The organism is Leucobacter muris, from assembly GCF_004028235.1.
GTDB lineage: Bacteria > Actinomycetota > Actinomycetes > Actinomycetales > Microbacteriaceae > Leucobacter > Leucobacter muris.
This window is the reverse complement of sequence record NZ_CP035037.1, coordinates 421,233-438,447: the sequence shown is the minus strand read 5'-3', so window position 1 is coordinate 438,447 and position 17,215 is coordinate 421,233. Positions and strand designations below refer to the sequence as shown.

Sequence of the window (17,215 nt, the reverse complement as noted above, 5' to 3'; positions counted from 1 at the left end):
GCAGCAGCAGGTAGTCGAGCGTCGCGGCCCAGCCCACGAGGAAGCCGAGGTGCGCGTTGATGGCCTCCTTCGCGTAGGTGTAGGCGGACCCCGCGATCGGGAAGAACCGCACCATGCGGGAGTAGCTGAAGGCGGTGAACAGCACCGCGACCATCACCACGAGGTACGCGAGCGGCACGTGGCCGTCGGTCTCATCGGCCACGATGCCGAACATGTCGAACACCGCCATGGGCGCCATGTAGGCGAGGCCGATGAACACGAGGTGGCGCAGCTTGAGGGTGCGCTTGAGCTGCCCGGGCTGATGGGTGATCGTGTGGGCCAGCTGGTCGTCGCCCGTGGCGACGGCTGAGCGGGAGGGGAGCGTTGACATGGGTTCCTTCACTTCTTCGTGGTATCGGGGCTTCGCCGGGCTCGTGCCGCTCCCGAGCCTCTCGGAGGAGCGGGAGCGAGTGCGCTCGCCGCCCCGCCAAGTTCAGAGGGCGAGCCGGGCAGGGAATCGGAGCGGATCAGTGGGAGTGGCAGTGGTGGCTGTCGTCGGGCTCGCTGCAGCTCTGGCCGGCGCCGGCCGGATCCTGCACCGCCGCCGCGGCCGCCGTGCCGCCGAGCTCGCCGCGCACGTCGTGGATCGCCGACCCGCCGACCACCGTCAGGTCGGCACGCTGCTCGAGGATCTCGGCGGGATCCATGTCGTAGAGGTCGCCCGACCACACGACGATGTCGGCGAGGTAGCCCTCGCGCAGCATTCCGAGCGCGTTCTCGTGGTGGAACGCCTCGGCCCCGCCTCGCGTGTACGCCTCGAGCGTGGCGTCGAGGCCGACGCGCTCGCCCTGCGTCCACGCCTGGGAACCGTCGAGGCCGGCGCGGGTCATGGCGCTGTAGACGCCCACGAGCGGATCCATTTCGCCGACCTGCCAGTCGCTCGAGAAGGTGACGCGCGCGCCCGAGTCGATCATCGAGCGGAACCGCCACGCGCGGTCCCAGCGGGCCTCGCCGACGTTCTCCATCCAGGTGCCGGCGACGAGGTGGGACTGTCTGAATAATGGTGTGTGAGGGTCCGGCCTGATCCGAAAGGAGATGGCCGTGGCTGACACGACCACTGTCGTTGTTGACGACGAGATGATTGATCCCGTGACCGGGGAGATCATCGATCAGAAAGAACTCGCAGAACGCTTGCTCGCGCAGGCGAAGGAGCAGGGCGTGAGCCTGACGGGGCCGGGCGGCCTGCTCAGCCAGCTCACGAAGAACGTCCTCGAGACCGCGCTGAATGCCGAGTTGACCGAGCACCTCGGCCACGAGCACGGCGGGACCCCAATCGGCGAGAACATGCGTAACGGGACGCGGGTCAAGACGGTGCTGACAGAGATCGGCCCCGTCGAGATCGAAGTCCCGCGAGATCGAGACGGGTCGTTCGAGCCGGTGATCGTCCCCAAGCGGAAACGCCGACTGGACGGCATCGATCAGATCGTTCTGTCCCTTTCCGCTCGGGGGTTGACGACCGGTGAGATCGCTGCGCATTTCGACGAGGTCTATGGGGCGAAGGTCTCCAAGGACACGATCAGCCGGATCACCGAGAAGGTCGCCGGGGAACTCGCCGAATGGTCGAGCAGGCCGTTGGATGCGCTCTACCCGGTGATCTTCGTCGACGCGATCGTGGTGAAGGTCCGTGACGGGCAGGTGAGGAACACCCCGTTCTATGTCGTGATGGGCGTCACCGTGAACGGGGAACGCGACATCCTCGGCATCTGGGCCGGTGACGGTCAGGAGGGTGCGAGGTTCTGGCTGCAGGTGTTCACCGAGCTGAAGAACCGGGGTGTCGAGGACGTGCTCATCGCGGTCTGCGACGGGCTGAAGGGTCTCCCGGAGGCGATCAACACCACTTGGGAGCAAACGGTCGTCCAGCAGTGCATCGTCCATCTGATCCGCAACAGCTTCCGCTACGCCGGGCGGCAACACCGCGACGCGATCGTCCGTTCCCTCAAACCCGTCTACACGGCCCCGTCGGAGCAGGCGGCGAAGGATCGGTTCGAGGAGTTCGCCGCCGAGTGGGGCGGACGGTATCCGGCGATCGTGCAGCTCTGGAAGAACAGCTGGGCGGAGTTCGTGCCGTTCCTCGAGTATGACGTCGAGATCCGGCGGGTGATCTGCACGACCAACGCGATCGAGTCAATCAACGCTCGCTATCGGCGCGCCGTGAGAGCTCGGGGGCACTTTCCCAACGAGGCCGCCGCGCTGAAATATCTCTACCTCGTGACGCGGTCGCTTGACCCGACTGGCGGCGGAAGGGCACGCTGGGTGATGAGGTGGAAGCCCGCGCTGAACGCGTTCGCGATCACCTTCGCCGGACGGTTCGAGAAAACCACTCACGAATGAAAACCGCCGGATCCCACACACCGTTTATCGGACAGACCCGACGAGGTCGGGCGAGGCGTGGCGGGGCTGCATCGCGGCGACGACGCCGAGGTCGCGGAAGCGCGGCAGGTCGTCGGGATCGAGGCACTCGACGTGCACGATGCCGTGGCGGGTGTCGGTGCGGCCGTTCGCGCGCTGCGCGGCCTCGATCGAGTCGAGGGTGAGGCGGATGCCCCAGTCGCCGGTCGCGTGCGTGTGCACCTGGTAGCCGAGGCGGTCGAGCTCGGTGAAGAGCCTCGTGAACTCGGTGGGTTCGAGGCTCGTGTGACCGCGGTGGCCCGGGCGGTTGGCGTAGTCCTGCAGCATCGCGGCGGTGTGGGGCTCGATCACGTCGTCGGCGTACAGTTTGACGGGACCGAGCTTGAAGCGCTCGTGCTGGGGTGTGTCGCGGATCGCCTCGGTGATGCGGGCGCGGAAGTCGCCGTCGGCCCCGACCGGATGGTAGATCGCGGCGATGGTGCGGCTCGTGAGGCGCCCCTCGCGCTCGGCACGGGCGAAGAGGTCGAGCTCGGCGAGGGGCACCTGCGGCTCGACCACGGTCGTGATGCCGAAGCGCGCGGCCATGTCGAGGCTGTTCGCGATCTTCGCGTAGCGGCGATCGGGCGAGTACATGGGGATGTCGCGCTGCAGCTCGGCGAGGCCGTCGATCGTCATGGCGCTCGTGTAGAAGTCGGTGACCCAGCCGGTGGGCTCGCCCGTGGCGGCGTCGATCTCGGGGTTGCCCCAGGCGATGTCGCCGCCGTTCAGGATGCCGAGCTTGGCGAGTGCGGGGCGGTTGAGCCAGACCGAGTGCTGGTCGTTGGTGGTGATGAAGACCGGCTTGTCGGTGACGCCCACGAGGTCGTCGGCGTTCGGCCGGCGGCCCTCGACGACGGAGTAGAGGGCGTTCTCGGCGCAGATCCACTCGAGTTCGGGGTGGGTCTCTGCGAACTCGCCGATGCGGGCGCGCACGACATCGAGGCTCGTGACCTGGTCGAGGCTCACGGCGAGGTCGTCGAAGCCGAGCAGCAGGTGGTTGTGGGTGTCGGCGACGCCCGGGGTGAGCAGACGGCCCTCGAGCTGCACGGTGCGGCGCGCGGAGGGGGCGTCGACGTCCGATCCCACGTAGGCGATGCGGTCGCCGGTGACGCCGAGGGCCTCCGCCCAGGGCTGGTCGGGATCGAAGGTGCGGATCCTGCCACCGGTGTAGAGGGTGTCGACGGCCATGTCATCTCCTGCGTGTGCGGCTCGGCCGCGCTGACGGCGCGCGGTGCCGAGGATCAAGTTCTTTCACTCCAGAGTAAATTAATTTACTCGAATGTCAAGAAACACGTGCTGACCGCACACCCGCTCGGCGCCGGCACCCTTCCGCGAGCCGACCGCGCAGAGCCTCCCCGGGGGCCGATGCCGCGAGTGATGCGCGCTGTCGCCACGAACGACCCGCCCGTCGCGCCTGGCATACTGGCAGGCATGGCACGCCCGAGCACCCAGAAGCAGCGCCGCCGCGAGGTGGTCGACGCCGCCCTCACCGCCGCCGCAGAACACGGACTGCGCAACCTCTCGCTCACCGACGTCGCCAACCAGGCCGGCGTCACCCGCGGAGCGCTGCTCTACTACTACGACGACCTCGAGGCGATCCTCGTCGAGGCGCACGCCGCCGGCATGGAGCGCGTCGGATCCGAACGCGCCGCGCTCGTCGCGCGTCAGCAGGGCGCCGCGGCGAAACTCGCGACCGCCATCGAAGCCGGCCTGCCCGAGGGGCCCGACGACGCCCTCATGCGCCTGCTCTACGAGTTCGACGTGCTCGCCGGTAAGTCGCCGCTGCACGACGAACTCGTGCAGCGACTCTACCGCGAACAGCTCGAGCTCTACCGCCGCATCCTCTCCGAGGGAGTCGAGTCGGGGGCGTTCTCGCTCACCGGCCCCCTCGACGACGTCGCCATGAACTTCGTCGCACTCGAAGACGCCTACGGGCTGCACATCGTCGCCGGCGGCAGCATCACGCTCGACGACGCCAAGCGCGCGATCCACCTCTTCGCCGCACAGGCCGGAGCCGCCCTCCCCGAGTGACGCGCGCCGGAGCTTCGCCGAATCCCGACCCGACGCTTCGCTCCGGGCGAGTACCGCTCCACCCCTCGCTGCGCTCCGTGGGCCGGCCGCACAGCGGCCGCGAGCGGCACCCAACAACGCTGGCGCGTTTTTCCCTAGTACCGCTCCACCCCTCGCTGCGCTCCGTGGGCCGGCCGCACAGCGGCCGCGAGCGGTACCCAAAAACGCTGGCGCGTTTTTCCCTAGTACCGCTCGCCCACCCGCACGGTGTAGCCGGCGTCGCGCAGCGCCTGCGCGACCGCGTCGCCGTGCTCCGGACCGCGGGTCTCGATGTGCAGTTCGAGCTCGACCTCGCTGATCGGAAGCTCGGTCGCGTGCCGGGTGTGGATCACCTCGACCACGTTGGCGTTCTGCGAGGCCACGATCGACGCCGTGCGCACCAACTGGCCCGGAACGTCGGGCAGCAGGATCCGCAGCTTGAGGTAGCGAGCCGACGCCGCGAGCCCGTGGCCGATCACGCGCTGCAGCAGCAGCGGATCGATGTTGCCGCCCGACAGGATCGTCGCGGTCACGCCCGACGCGTGCACCTTGCCCGCGAGGATCGCCGCGACGCCCGCAGCCCCCGCTGGCTCGACCACGAGCTTCGCCCGCTCGAGCAGCATGACGATGGCGCGGGCGATGTCGTCGTCGCTGACGGTCACGACCTCGTCGACGTACTCGCGCACCATCTCGAAGTTCAGCTCGCCCGGACGGGCGACAGCGATGCCGTCGGCGATCGTCGGTCTGGTCTGGATGGTCACGGGGTGGCCGGCCTCGAGCGACGGCATGTAGGGGGCCGCGTTCTCGGACTGCACGCCGATGACCTTCATCGGGCGCCCCGCACGCTCGGCCCACTGCTTGGCCGCCGACGCCACACCCGAGATGAGCCCGCCGCCGCCGATGGGCACGATGAGGGTCTCGATCTCGGGCTGCAGCTGCAGCATCTCGAGCGCGACGGTCCCCTGACCCTCGATCACGGCGGGGTGATCGAAGGGCGGGATGAAGATCGCGCCGCTCTGCTCCACGAACTCCTGCGCGGCGCGGTTGGTCTCGTCGAAGGTGGCGCCCTCGAGCACCACCTCGGCCCCGTAGTGCCGAGTCGCCTGCAGCTTCGGCAGGGCGACGCCGAGCGGCATGAAGATGGTGGCCCTGATCCCGAGCTCCCGCGCGGCGAATGCGACGCCCTGGGCGTGGTTGCCTGCCGAGGCCGCGACCACGCCGCGGGCGCGCTCCTCGGCGGTGAGCTGCGTCAGACGGTTGTAGGCGCCGCGCAGCTTGTACGCGCCCGTGCGCTGCAGGTTCTCGCACTTGAGGTAGACGTACGGCACGTCGAGCACCTCGGCGAGGTAGCGCGACGACTCGAACGGGGTGCGCTGGGTCACCCGGTGCACCGTCTCGAGCGCGCGCTCGAAGTCTTCGAGGGTGGGGGCGGTGGGAGCGGCCTCGCTCATGAATGTCCTTCCTTGCGCAGCAGGCGCGCGACGTTGCGGGCGCGATGACGGGCCCGCAGAGAGGTCTTCTCGCGACGGTGGTAGTCGGCGACAGGATCGGATCCCGGTTGCCACTGCTTCTGCACCAGCGTGTTGACGATCGAATTGGCCGAGGCCGCGATGGGCACCGCGAACAGGGCCCCGGGTACGCCCGCGAGCAGCGCGCCGGTCGACACCGCGAGCACGACGCCCAGCGGATGCACCTTCACGGCGCTGCCCATGACGAGCGGCTGCAGCACGTGGCCCTCGATCTGGTTGACGAGGATCACCACGCCGAGCATGATGAGCGCGTTGACCGGCCCGTTGTAGACGAGCGCGATGAACGCGGCGAGGGCGCCGGTGGTGATGGCGCCGAGGAACGGGATGAACGACCCGAGGAACACGAGCACCGCGATCGGGATCGCCAGCGGCACTCCGAGCAGGGCGGCACCGGCGCCGATGCCGACGGCGTCGACGAAGGCTACGAAGATCTGCACGCGCACGTACTGCCCGACCGAGATCCAGCCGGCGCGCCCGGCGGCGTCGACGGGGGCGTGGGCCCTGGCCGGCAGGAAGCCGAGCACCCAGAACCAGATGCGGCGCCCGTCGATCAGCATGAAGATGAGCGAGAACAGGGTGAGCAGGGTGCCGGTGATGAGCTGGCCCGCGGTCGTCGCGACGCCGAGGGCGCCGTTCCAGATCTCGGACTGGTGCTCCTCGACCGTCTTCATGATCTGCCCGGTGAAGCCCTCGACCTCGACGGCCGAGAACCCGAGCGTCGCCTCGCCCCAGTGCAGCAGCTGCCACCACACCTCTTCGGAGCGCTTCGCGACGTCATCGAAGCCGCTGCGCAGCTGAGTCGCGATGAGCGTGACGAGGATCCACACCGCCGCGACGAACATCGCGAGCGCGAAGAGCACGCCCATCCAGCGGGGTGCGCCGCGCCTCTCGAACCACTGCACGACGGGCGCGAGCAGTGCGGTGAGCAGGATCGCGACGAGCAGCGGGATCACGATGATCCGCACCTGCACGATGAGCCAGAGCACCCCCGCGCAGGCGACGCCGATGAGGATCAGGCGCCACGACCAGGCCGCAGCGACCCGCACGCCGAGGGGCAGCTCGTGCGCGGCATCGTCGTGCACGGCGTCGCCGAGTTCGCTTCTGGGCTCTTCCACGGCACAATCCTACCGAGCAACGGTTGCACGACCGCTTATATGCGCGTGGGCTGGGCTCGCCTGCCGGGGCGCTCGGCCCGCGCTCACAGCAGTTTTCGCAGCCACCGGCGAACCAGGGCGTCCTTCTGCGGCGTGAACGGCGGCATGATCGTGGCGGCAAGCGTGTCGGGGGCGAGCGGTTTCGAGAGCACGGCCTTCTCGTGGCTGAACGCCCGGAAGGAGCGCTCGCCGTGGTACGCGCCGGTGCCGCTCTCGCCGACACCGCCGAAGGGCAGTTCGGGCGCGACGAGGTGCAGCACCGGCACGCCGAAGCCGAGCGCCCCCGAGCTGGTCTCGCGCTCCCAGCGCTCGCGCACGGGCGCCGAATCGCTGAAGACGTAGGCGGCGAGGGGCTTGTCGCGACCGGTCACGAACGCGAGCGCGTCGTCGAGGCCGGAGACCTCGACGAGCGGCAGGATCGGCCCGAAGATCTCGTCGCGCATCACGGCCGACTCCCGATCGGCGCCGACCAGCACGGTCGGCTCGATGAAGCGACTGTCGGCGTCGTGGCCACCGCCCACCAGCACCTCGCCGTCGTCGAGGTAGCCGAGCAGGCGCTCGAACTGGGCGTCGTTCACGATGCGGCCGTAGTCGGGGTTGCGGTGCGGCGCGCTGCCGTACAGGTCGTGGATCGCTTCGGCGAGCAGGGCCCGAGAGCTCGCAGCACGGGCGCTGTTCCGAGCACGTAGTCGGGGGCGACGCAGGTCTGGCCCGCGTTCATGAACTTGCCCCAGGCGATGCGCTTCGCGCTCTCCGCCAGGTCGACGGTGCCGTCGACGTACACGGGTGATTTTCCGCCGAGTTCGAGCGTGACCGGGGTGAGGTGCTCGGCGGCGGCGCGGGACACGATACGGCCGACCCGCCCGTTGCCCGTGTAGAAGATGTGGTCGAAGCGCTGCTCGAGCAGCGCCGTGGTCTGGGGCACGCCGCCCTCGACCACGGCGACGGCGCGACGGTCGAGGATGTCGGGCACGGTGCTCGCGATGAGTCTCGAGGTGGCGGGTGCGAGCTCGCTCGGCTTGACGACCACCGCGTTGCCCGCGGCGATCGCGCCGATCACGGGCGAGAGCGCGAGCATGAGCGGGTAGTTCCACGGGGCAATGACGAGGGCGACGCCCAACGGCTCGGGCACGACCCGCGCCGAGGCCGGCTGCACCGCCAACGGCGCTGCCGCGCGACGCGGGCGCATCCACGCGCGCAGGTGCCCGAGCGCGTGGTCGATCTCGGCGACCAGGAACCCGATCTCGGTGAGCTGCGCCTCGGTGCCTGATTTGCCGAGGTCGTCGTGCAGCGCGCGTTCGAAGTCGGCGCCGCGCTCCAGCAGCAGCGCTCGGAGCCGTTGCAGCAGCTCGCGCCGCCACGCCTCAGGACGGGTGATCCCGCGCTCGAATCCGTGGCGCAGCCCGGCCACGATACCTGGAATCCGATCGACCTGGGTCTCGCTCATGCGCACAGGCTACTCCCGTCCCCCGACAGTCGGCGGGGGCGGCGGATCACCAGAAGTGCAGCGCGGGGATGATCAGGAAGATGCCCACCAGCACCGCGAGGGCCGAGAGCGCGAAGCAGGCGTTGGCGGCGACGGTCGCCCAGCGGGGCCGGCCCAGATCGTCGACGTCGTCGTCCTCGTCGTCGCGAGACGGCCCGTCGGGTTCGAAGCTGCCGTCGGCGCGCGGCGCGCGGGGCGCGGGGGTCGCGAGGAAGCGGATCCCGAGCGAGTAGAGCGCCACGACGAACACCGCCGCCAGCAGCGCCGAGGCGAAGACGATCAGGAACGCCATCCAGTCGATGTTCATCGGTCACCCTCCCGGGCCTCGTCCGCGCGCTTCTCGGCGGCCGCCTCCTTGGCGGCCTTCACGGCCTCGCGCGCGGCGATGTCGTCGCGCGCCGCCGACTGGGCGATCGGGGTGAGCGGCGGGATCGTGCCGGTCTTCGTCTTGACCTTCTTGATCTTGCCCTTCTTCACGCGCACGGCGTAACCGGCCTCGGCCACGTCGGGCACCGGGATCGCGTTCGAGTGATCGACGCGGTTGCGGCGCGAGCGCCAGAAGATGAAGAGGATGAAGCCGAAGCCGAGCACCGCGTCGATGACGATGCCGATCGGGCCGATGTGCGCGATCAGCGCGGCTACGGCCGCCACGACGCCCGAGGCGGGCAGCGTGAAGAGCCAGCCGAGGCTGATGCGGCCGACCGCGCGCCAGCGCACGCTCGAACCGCGACGGCCGAGGCCGGACCCGATCACGGACCCCGAGGCGACCTGCGTGGTCGAGAGCGCGAAGCCCAGGTGGCTCGAGGCGAGGATCGTGGCCGCGGTGCTGGTCTCTGCCGCGAAGCCCTGCGCCGGCTTCACCTGGGTCAGGCCCGCCCCGAGGGTGCGGATGATGCGCCAGCCGCCCGAGTAGGTGCCGAGCGCGATCGCGAGCGCGCAGGCCGTGATCACCCAGAGGTGCGGGCCGGTGCCGGGATCCTGCAGGTTCGCCGCGACGAGCGTGAGCGTGATGACGCCCATGGTCTTCTGCGCGTCGTTGGTGCCGTGCGCGAGCGCGATCAGCGACGACGACGCGATCTGCGCGTAGCGGAAGCGGCCGCGGCCGTCCTTCTTGCCGTCGTGGCGGCGCGTGATCGCGTAGGCGACGCGGGTCGCCGTGAACGCGACGATGCCGGCGGTGAGGGGCGCGGCGAGCATCGGGATCAGGATCTTCGAAAGGAAGACGCCGCCGTTGACGGACGAGATGCCGGCGCCCACGATGGCCGCGCCGATGAGGCCGCCGAAGAGCGCGTGCGACGAGCTGGACGGCAGCCCGTAGAGCCACGTGAGCAGGTTCCAGACGATGGCGCCGATCAGACCGGCGAAGATCATCTCGGGGGTGATGAGCACCCCGCCGTCGCCCTCGTTGATGAGGCCGCCCGAGATGGTCTTGGCCACCTCGGTCGAGAGGAAGGCGCCCACGAGGTTGAGGATCGCGGCCAGCAGCACCGCGGTCTTCGGCTTGAGCGCACCGGTCGCGATGGGGGTGGCCATCGCGTTGGCGGTGTCGTGAAAGCCGTTGGTGAAGTCGAAGAAGAGTGCCAGCACGATGACCAGCAGCACGATGAGAGTGAGTTCCACCGGCGTCTTTCGTTCGGGAGCATGTGGTGCTTGGATCACCCGCGAAGACACCCGATGTTCACAGTTTGTTCCGAGGACATCGGCACACCGCGCGCGCCGTACATTATGGTTTCACCTCGCCCAGCACAGGTCAAGCCAGGGGCCGAAGTTCACCGCCCGTTCACCTGGCGTTCGGAAGGCCCGTCGATCCGTCGGCCCGGCCATAGTCCTCCCTCCCCTCGCGGGGCTCGCCGCACCCGGCGGGCTCGGAGGTCGCGCGAGTAGGCTGAGCCCGGGATCGCATCACGAGCGAGGAGCGGAACATGAGCGCAGCGCTGACCGACTACGTGCCCGAGGCGGGCACCATCACCATGTTCTCGACCGAGTGGTGCGGCTACTGCAAACGGCTGAAGCTGATGCTCGACAAGACCGGCATCGGGTACAGCGAGGTCGACATCGAGCGCACCCCGGGCACCCCCGAGCTCGTCGAGCAGGTCAACGGCGGCAACCAGACGGTGCCCACGGTGGTGTACCCCGACGGCACGACCGCCACCAATCCGTCGCTGAACGACGTCAAGGCGGCGCTCGGGCTGTAGCCGCGGCCCCCGCGGCTCAGCCTCCGGCGAACGCGAGCACGACCTTGCCCCCGGCGCCGGCCTGAAACCGTTCGAACGCCTCGGCTGCGGCGCTCGCCGGTTGCACCGTCGCGACGGGCACTGCGACCGCTCCTCGTCGGAGCCGCGGCAGCATCTCGCGTTCGACCGCTGCGATGATGCGCTGCTTGTCGGCCTCGGGGCGCGAGTTGAAGGTGGTGCCGACGATGCGGAGCCGTTTCTGCATCAGCGGCAACGCATCGAGGGTCACCGCGCTCTCTCCCATGCCGCCGAGCAGCAGCAGGCGCCCGGCCTCCCGCAGAAGATCCAGATCCTCGGAGAGGAAGCCCGGCCCCACGCACTCGAACAGGCGATCGACCGAGCCCCGCCACTCGGGAGGAGCCTCTGTCACGGTCTCGTCCGCCCGATCCAACTCCGCTCGACGCGTGCGGACGATGCCGAGGACGCGGCAACCGCGTTCGCGCAGCAGTTCGACCGCGCACGCGCCGATCATCGTGTTGGCGCCTCGCACGAGGACCGTCTGGTCTGCTCCGGGCTCGAGCTGATCGACCGCGTCCCAGCCGATCGTGAGCATCTGGAGCGCGCCCCCGGCCGTGCCGGGGTCGAGCCAGGCGGGACGTCTGATCACCGTCGAGCTCGGTGCAACGACGTACTCCGCGAGGGCCCCGGCGGGCACGAGCCCCATCACCTCGTCGCCGGGTGCGAGAGCGGCGACCCCGGGCCCCGCGCGCACGACGGTTCCGGAGAATTCGAGACCGATGACCGCTTCCGGCGTCGTCCGCCCCCGCAGCGAGTCGAGTCCGTTGAACGCCGCGAAGCGCACGCGCACGAGCACACCGCCGGGCGGAGGATCCCCGGGCGCCCGAGCCTCGATGAGCCGCGCGCCGCCGTCCACGATCGCGACGCGTTTCACGACGACGCTCCGCGGCGGGACGGGACGAGGTTCTCGAGCTGCTCGTCGCCGACAAATCGACGGAGGTTCTCGCTGAAGACGCCCGCGAGACGGGACTTCCACCCGTCAACGGCCCCGGAGAGGTGCGACGAGACCAGGCAGTTGTCGTAACCCCAGTACGGCGACCGCGCCGCGAGCGGCTCTTCCGAGAAGACGTCGAGCGCGGCACCGGCGATGCTCCGCGAGGCGAGCGCGGCGGTGAGCGCCGTGTCGTCGACGAGTTCGCCGCGCCCCACGTTCACGAGCACCCCGCGGTCGCCGAGTGCCCGCAGCTCCTCCGCACCGGTCATGTGGCGGGTCTCATCGGTGAGCGGTGCGGCGAGCACGAGCAGGTCGGACTCGGCCGCGAGATCCGCGAGTTCGGCGGCGGCGGCGATGCGGAGTCCGCCCGGCTCCGTCCGGGCCGTCCGTCCCACGAGGCGCACGCCCATCCCCACGGCTTCGAGCAGTCGGGCGATCTCGCGCCCGATCGGCCCCGCCCCGACGATCGTCGCGACGCCGCCCGCTATCGGTCGCGTCTCGATCCGGTGCCAGGTGCGCGCTCGTTGCAGGGAGTCGATGCGGCGCAGCCGTTTCGCGAAGAAGAGGTGCGCCGCGAGGACGTACTCGGCGATCGGACGCTCGTAGACGCCTGCGGCGTTGCTCAACAGCCGTAGGCTCGAGCGCAGCTCGGGGAAGTCGATCTTGTCGACGCCGACATTGGCGATGTGCGCCCACTCGATCGCCGCGTGGTCCGGCCACGCCTCGCGGAGCTCGTCCGTCTGCCGATCCCAGAAGTAGTCCCAGATGTAGAGGACGCGGTGCTCGGTCAGCTGCTCGCGCAGACGTGCGCCCTCGCCGATCTCGACTCTGCACAGCCTCCGGAGCTCGTCGAGGTCGGGCGGCGGTTCATGCTGCACGAGCAGCAGCACACTCGTCTCGGTGTCGACGCCTCTCGGTGTCCCCGTCACCGCGCCGTCTCCCTGATGACGGCCGCGACGTCGTCGTCGCACTGGTCGACGAGCGCCACGCCTCCCCGGGGGAGGGTGACGAGCCGGTCGGGCCGGTAGCGGTCGAGGGCGTGCTCGATCTCGATGGAGATGTACGGATCGGCGGCCCCGTGTATGAAGGTGAGTCCTCCCGCATACTCCGGGAACCGGTCCTCCATCCGGTAGGCGGCGACGGCGGCGTGGGCCCGCTCCACTCGCTCGCCCAGCAGCAGGTTCTCGGCGATGAAGCGGTTCGAGAGGGCGGCGTCGCCCCCATACAGCCCCATACGCGATGCCCACAGCTCCGTCAGATGCGATCCGTCGTCCCTCGTCGCGACGTACGACCTCGGCGCCTCGCCCTTCCGGAGGCCGCGCGCATGCTCGTCGACATAGGGGGTGTTCGAGAGGATCAGGTGCTCGACGCGGCTGCCGAGCAGCACCGCGAGTTCCGCGGCGACGACGCCGCCGAAGTGGTGCCCGAAGAGCACGAGCCGGCTGATTCCCAGTGCGTCGACCAGGTCGCGGATGCTCGCCGCGTACCGCTCGATCGAGGGTTCGTCGCACTCCGCCGAGTTGCCGTGGTCCGGAATGTCCGGCATCACCGCTCGCCAGCCGTCGAGGCGCCGGGCGATCGACACGAACTCGCGGGACGAGCTCCCTCCCTGATGGAGCATCAGTATCGGCCGGCCGTCGCCGTGCTCGAGATAGTGGACGGGACCGTTCGCCGAATCGACGTATCCCGCTGAGAAACCTTCCTGCAGCATCATGAACTCCTCACTGATCAGATGAACAGCTCTTCCGAGGCGGTGAGCTGCTCGGGGAGCACGGCTTCGAGCACCCTCTGGAACTCGGTGGCGCGCCGGGTGGGCACGTGGGACGCCAGCCTGGCGAGTCCGACGTCGACCGTCGGCACCTCTTCCTCGAGGTGGAAGGCCCGGAGGCGGCCGGTCAGGTGGTCGTCCTTCAGTCCGAGCCTCGGCTGGGTCAGGATGGTGAAGCCCAGGTTCTCGGCCACCAGCGCGCGCACCACATCCGTGCTCCGCGTGCGGATCCTCGGACTCTTGCTGATTCCGACGAGATTCAGGATCCCGTGGAAGAACTCGGCCGAGGGGGGAAGATCCAGCATGATGAAGGGGGTGTCCGCGAGCTCGCGGAGCGCCCTCTCGCTCGACCGCGTGATGGGGTGCTCGGCTGAGACCAGCACGTACGAGCGCAGGGTGACGATCGGCGTGAAGGTCACGTCAGCGGGAAGATCCACACGATAGGTGATGAGCAGGTCGCACTCTCCGGTGCGCAGCCACGAGAGCAGCTCGTCCTCCGATCCCTCTCGCAGCTCCACCTCCACGTCCGGGAACCGCCTCATGTATCCGGGCAGCACCGCCGAGAGCACGGTCGACACGAGAGAGGTGTAGCAGCCGATGCGCAGCGGCCCCTTCAACAGCATCGAACTCGATCTCACCTGCGCCGACACCTCCTCCGCGTCCTCGAGCAGCCGGCTGGCCTTGGCGACGAGCAGCTCACCCGCGGCGGTGAGGAACATTCCGCGCGCCACCTGCCTCACGAGGAGCTGGACCCCGAGGCTGCGCTCCAGCTCCGCGATCGCGTTCGACATGGCCGACTGCGAAAGGTCGACCGCGTTCGCGGCCGCCGTCACCGAGCCGTAGCGGGCCACCGCCAGGAAGTAGCCGAGCTGCTTGAGCGTGAAGTCTCCGTTGGACATGATGGGCCCTCCCGTCACTGCCCGGCCAGGATGTGGCCGCGCGCCGGATCCCAGGAGAGGAACACCTCAGCGCCCACCGGGAGAAAGCTCTCGGGATCCTGCGTCTGGCGCACGTGGAGCATGCGCCCGGTCTCCGACCTCACCCAGTACTTCGTGACCGGGCCGAAGTAGTCGCTGTCCTCGACGACGCAGCGGATCTGCGGCCGCACTCCGGCCGTCCGGCTCGGGGAGAGCTCGATGACTTCCGGACGCAGCAGCAGGCAGGCCGCTCCATCCGCATGCCCGGTGGCGACGGGGAAGACCCCCTCGTCGCACCCGAGCGTTCGCGCACCGTCGTCGTCGGTGCCGAGCGTGCCGTCGAAGAGGTTCGAGTCTCCGAGGAACTCCGCCACGAAGCGCTCCGAGGGATGCGCGTACACCTCCGCGGGGGTGCCCACCTGCACCACCTCCCCCTCGTTGAAGACGACGATCCGGTCGGAGAGCAGCAGCGCCTCCTCCTGGTCGTGGGTCACGAAGACGCAGGTGACGCCGAGATCGCGCTGGATGCGCTTGATCTCGAGCTGCAGATGCTCGCGGAGCTTCTTGTCGAGCGCGCTGAGCGGCTCGTCCATGAGCAGGAGCCGCGGGCCGAACACGATGGCCCGCGCTATGGCGGCCCTCTGCTGCTGGCCGCCCGACAGCTCCTGCGGTTTGCGGTTCGCGTACCCCGCCAGATTCACCTTCTCGAGCACGCTCTCGACCGCCTCGGCGACCTGAGCGCGCTTCATGCCCCTCTCCTTCAGCGGGAACGCGATGTTCTCACCCACGGTCATATGGGGGAAGAGGGAGAACTGCTGGAACACCATGCCGATGTCCCGCTTGTGCACGGGCGTCGACACGACGTCGACGCCGTCGAGTCGCACCGACCCCTCGTCGGGGTCGATGAAGCCGGCGATCATGTTGAGAGTGGTCGTCTTCCCCGAACCGCTCGGGCCCAGAAGCGTCACGAACTCTCCGGCTCCGATGTTCAAGTCGACCGACGCGACCGCGGTTCCCGAGCTCTTGAAGCTCTTGGAGATCGACACCAGCTCGACCTGGGCTCCTGATGATGTCATGCCGAAGCACCTTTCTTCTTCCGAGTCGCGACGACGTACAGCACGAGCACGGCTGTGGTCATCAGCATGATGATTGCGGAGGCCGACGCGATGGTCGGGTCGACCTCGCGCGTCATCGACGAGTACATGGTCACCGGCAGCGTGCGGAACCGGGGTTCGCTCAGGAAGATCGCGATCACGGTCTCGTCGAACGCGGTGACGAAGGCGAACAGGAACCCGGCGAGCACCCCGGGCAGCAGCAGCGGGAGCGTGATCTTGAAGAACACCGACGGCTTGGAGGCTCCCAGCACAGAGGCCGCCAGTTCGAACTCGCGCTGGATGCCCACGAGCACCGCAGACACCGTGATCACCACGTAGGGGATGGAGATGACGGTGTAGGCGAGCACGAAACCGAGCGGGGTGCCCGTGATCCCCCATTTGAGGAACAGGGCGTAGTCCCCGAGACCGAGGATCACGACGGGGGTGGCGAGCGGGGCGAGCAGGAGTCCCGCGACCAGGGACTTGCCGCGGAACCGGTGCCTCACGAGCGCGAACGCGGCGCAGGTGCCGGCGATCGTCGCGAGCACCGCGGCGAGGAACGCCACCAGCAGCGAGCTCATGAGGGAGCGCACCCACACCCGGTTCGTGAAGAAGTTCTCGTACCAGGTGAGGCTCCACGTCTCGGGCGGGAAGCGCATCGTGCGCGCTCCGTTGAACGACATCGGGATGACGGTCAGCCCGGGCAGGACGAGAAAGACGGCGATGAGCACCACGAGGATGCCGAGCACGATGTATGAACGCCTGGACATCTATCGATCCCCTTCCGAATTCGAGAAGATGCTCCGCAGGTTCAAGAACCTGGCCGCGAGGGCGAGGAACGCGAGTGTGAGCACCACGAGGATCACGGACATCGCGCCCGCGCTGCCCCAGTCGAGCCGCTGCGAGATCTCCTGCACGATGAGCTGCGACAGCAGCGAGGTCTGCGGCGATCCGAGGATCGCCGGCGTCACGTAGAAGCCGAGCGACAGCACGTAGACGATGATGCCGCCCGACATCAGCCCCGGCAGGGAGAGCGGGAAGTACACCTTCACGAACGCCTTCAGCTTGTTCGCGCCGAGGGTCTCGGCGGCGTGGAGGAGGCGGCGGTCGATCCCGGACATGGTGTTGTAGAGCGGCAGCACCATGAAGGGCAGCAGGATCTGCACCATGCCGATGAGCACACCGGCCGGACTGCGCAGGAGCGGTACCGTGATGCCGAGGCTCTGCAGGAACGCCTGCACCGGCCCGTTGTCCTGCAGCAGCACGAGCCACGCGTAGGTTCGCGCGAGCATGCTCGTCCAGAACGGCACGAGCACGAGCGCGACGAGGACGATCTTCAGACGGCCCGTGACCCGCGTGAGGAGAAAGGCGTAGGGGTAGGCCAGCACGCCGCAGAGCAGGGTAGCCACGAGCGCGAAGAGAAAGGTGCGCAGCAGGATGCCCACGTACTGCTCGGTGCCGAAGAAACCGGTGTAGTTGCCGAGTGACACCTTGCCGTCCACGAGGAACGACTCAGTGAAGATGCTCGCCACCGGCAGCACGTAGAGCGCGAGCAGGATCGCCAGCACCGGTGCCACGAGGAGAACCCAGCCGGGCATCCGGAAC

General features: G+C 69.0%; 18 protein-coding genes and 1 pseudogene. 3 read left to right on the top strand and 16 right to left on the bottom strand.

Annotation, left to right across the window (positions count from 1 at the left end; translation table 11 throughout):
- Positions 1 to 43: 43 nt before the first annotated feature.
- Both Leucomu_RS15655 and Leucomu_RS01955 read right to left on the bottom strand, forming a co-directional pair.
- Positions 44 to 214 (bottom strand): annotated as a pseudogene (locus Leucomu_RS15655) (Putrescine importer PuuP); the annotation flags it as partial.
- A 292-nt stretch (positions 215 to 506) separates the two neighbouring features.
- Entirely contained in the window at positions 507 to 1,004 is a 498-nt protein-coding gene (locus Leucomu_RS01955) for an amidohydrolase family protein (protein ID WP_228407200.1), read from the bottom strand.
- Positions 1,005 to 1,116: 112 nt separating this feature from the next.
- On the opposite strand from Leucomu_RS01955, the gene Leucomu_RS01950 reads away from it, so the two are divergent.
- Positions 1,117 to 2,370, top strand: coding sequence for an IS256 family transposase (locus Leucomu_RS01950; RefSeq protein WP_228407358.1), 1,254 nt, complete (start codon positions 1,117 to 1,119; stop codon positions 2,368 to 2,370).
- A 24-nt stretch (positions 2,371 to 2,394) separates the two neighbouring features.
- On the opposite strand, the gene Leucomu_RS01945 is transcribed toward Leucomu_RS01950, so the two are convergent.
- Positions 2,395 to 3,615: an amidohydrolase gene (locus Leucomu_RS01945; RefSeq protein ID WP_228407198.1), complete on the bottom strand. Its 1,221-nt coding sequence runs from the start codon at positions 3,613 to 3,615 to the stop codon at positions 2,395 to 2,397.
- A gap of 243 nt (positions 3,616 to 3,858) precedes the next feature.
- On the opposite strand from Leucomu_RS01945, the gene Leucomu_RS01940 reads away from it, so the two are divergent.
- On the top strand, positions 3,859 to 4,458 hold the full coding sequence (locus Leucomu_RS01940; protein WP_017884441.1) for a TetR/AcrR family transcriptional regulator: 600 nt from the start codon (positions 3,859 to 3,861) through the stop codon (positions 4,456 to 4,458).
- Positions 4,459 to 4,679: 221 nt separating this feature from the next.
- Here Leucomu_RS01940 and ilvA read toward each other — a convergent pair whose 3' ends face one another.
- From ilvA to Leucomu_RS01915, 6 genes are all read right to left on the bottom strand, one after another.
- Positions 4,680 to 5,927, bottom strand: coding sequence for a threonine ammonia-lyase (ilvA, locus tag Leucomu_RS01935; protein ID WP_128386176.1), 1,248 nt, complete (start codon positions 5,925 to 5,927; stop codon positions 4,680 to 4,682).
- Positions 5,924 to 7,120, bottom strand: a complete 1,197-nt coding sequence (locus tag Leucomu_RS01930) for an AI-2E family transporter (RefSeq protein WP_017884439.1) — start codon at positions 7,118 to 7,120, stop codon at positions 5,924 to 5,926. Before Leucomu_RS01930 ends, ilvA begins: the two co-directional genes overlap by 4 nt.
- An 83-nt stretch (positions 7,121 to 7,203) precedes the next feature.
- The gene (locus tag Leucomu_RS15650; RefSeq protein ID WP_267128461.1) at positions 7,204 to 7,782 is read right to left on the bottom strand and encodes an aldehyde dehydrogenase family protein; all 579 of its coding nucleotides are present in this window, start codon (positions 7,780 to 7,782) and stop codon (positions 7,204 to 7,206) included.
- Positions 7,734 to 8,606 carry an aldehyde dehydrogenase family protein gene (locus Leucomu_RS15645; RefSeq protein ID WP_267128434.1) on the bottom strand — a complete coding sequence of 291 codons (873 nt, stop codon included), beginning with the start codon at positions 8,604 to 8,606 and terminating at the stop codon, positions 7,734 to 7,736. The genes Leucomu_RS15650 and Leucomu_RS15645 overlap by 49 nt, the downstream gene beginning before the upstream one ends.
- A gap of 46 nt (positions 8,607 to 8,652) precedes the next feature.
- Complete coding sequence (locus Leucomu_RS01920) at positions 8,653 to 8,952, bottom strand: hypothetical protein (RefSeq protein ID WP_128386175.1); 300 nt, start codon at positions 8,950 to 8,952, stop codon at positions 8,653 to 8,655.
- Positions 8,949 to 10,265 (bottom strand): inorganic phosphate transporter, encoded by a 1,317-nt coding sequence (locus Leucomu_RS01915; RefSeq protein WP_128386174.1) that lies wholly within the window; start codon positions 10,263 to 10,265, stop codon positions 8,949 to 8,951. The genes Leucomu_RS01920 and Leucomu_RS01915 overlap by 4 nt, the downstream gene beginning before the upstream one ends.
- A 302-nt stretch (positions 10,266 to 10,567) precedes the next feature.
- On the opposite strand from Leucomu_RS01915, the gene Leucomu_RS01910 reads away from it, so the two are divergent.
- A complete protein-coding gene (locus Leucomu_RS01910; RefSeq protein ID WP_128386173.1) occupies positions 10,568 to 10,840 on the top strand; it encodes a mycoredoxin in 273 nt (90 codons plus the stop codon).
- A gap of 16 nt (positions 10,841 to 10,856) precedes the next feature.
- Here Leucomu_RS01910 and Leucomu_RS01905 read toward each other — a convergent pair whose 3' ends face one another.
- The 7 genes from Leucomu_RS01905 to Leucomu_RS01875 are packed head-to-tail and all read right to left on the bottom strand — an operon-like array spanning position 10,857 to position 17,208.
- Positions 10,857 to 11,771 carry an alcohol dehydrogenase catalytic domain-containing protein gene (locus tag Leucomu_RS01905; protein ID WP_128386172.1) on the bottom strand — a complete coding sequence of 305 codons (915 nt, stop codon included), beginning with the start codon at positions 11,769 to 11,771 and terminating at the stop codon, positions 10,857 to 10,859.
- A complete protein-coding gene (locus tag Leucomu_RS01900; RefSeq protein WP_164884492.1) occupies positions 11,768 to 12,760 on the bottom strand; it encodes a D-2-hydroxyacid dehydrogenase in 993 nt (330 codons plus the stop codon). The genes Leucomu_RS01905 and Leucomu_RS01900 overlap by 4 nt, the downstream gene beginning before the upstream one ends.
- Positions 12,757 to 13,545, bottom strand: a complete 789-nt coding sequence (locus Leucomu_RS01895) for an alpha/beta fold hydrolase (RefSeq protein WP_128386170.1) — start codon at positions 13,543 to 13,545, stop codon at positions 12,757 to 12,759. The genes Leucomu_RS01900 and Leucomu_RS01895 overlap by 4 nt, the downstream gene beginning before the upstream one ends.
- 14 nt (positions 13,546 to 13,559) lie before the next feature.
- Positions 13,560 to 14,498 (bottom strand): LysR family transcriptional regulator, encoded by a 939-nt coding sequence (locus Leucomu_RS01890; RefSeq protein ID WP_128386169.1) that lies wholly within the window; start codon positions 14,496 to 14,498, stop codon positions 13,560 to 13,562.
- 14 nt (positions 14,499 to 14,512) lie between these two features.
- Positions 14,513 to 15,592 carry an ABC transporter ATP-binding protein gene (locus Leucomu_RS01885; RefSeq protein WP_128386168.1) on the bottom strand — a complete coding sequence of 360 codons (1,080 nt, stop codon included), beginning with the start codon at positions 15,590 to 15,592 and terminating at the stop codon, positions 14,513 to 14,515.
- Positions 15,589 to 16,380 carry an ABC transporter permease gene (locus Leucomu_RS01880; RefSeq protein ID WP_128386167.1) on the bottom strand — a complete coding sequence of 264 codons (792 nt, stop codon included), beginning with the start codon at positions 16,378 to 16,380 and terminating at the stop codon, positions 15,589 to 15,591. The genes Leucomu_RS01885 and Leucomu_RS01880 overlap by 4 nt, the downstream gene beginning before the upstream one ends.
- Positions 16,381 to 17,208, bottom strand: a complete 828-nt coding sequence (locus tag Leucomu_RS01875; protein WP_164884491.1) for an ABC transporter permease — start codon at positions 17,206 to 17,208, stop codon at positions 16,381 to 16,383.
- Between the last annotated feature and the right edge of the window lie 7 nt (positions 17,209 to 17,215).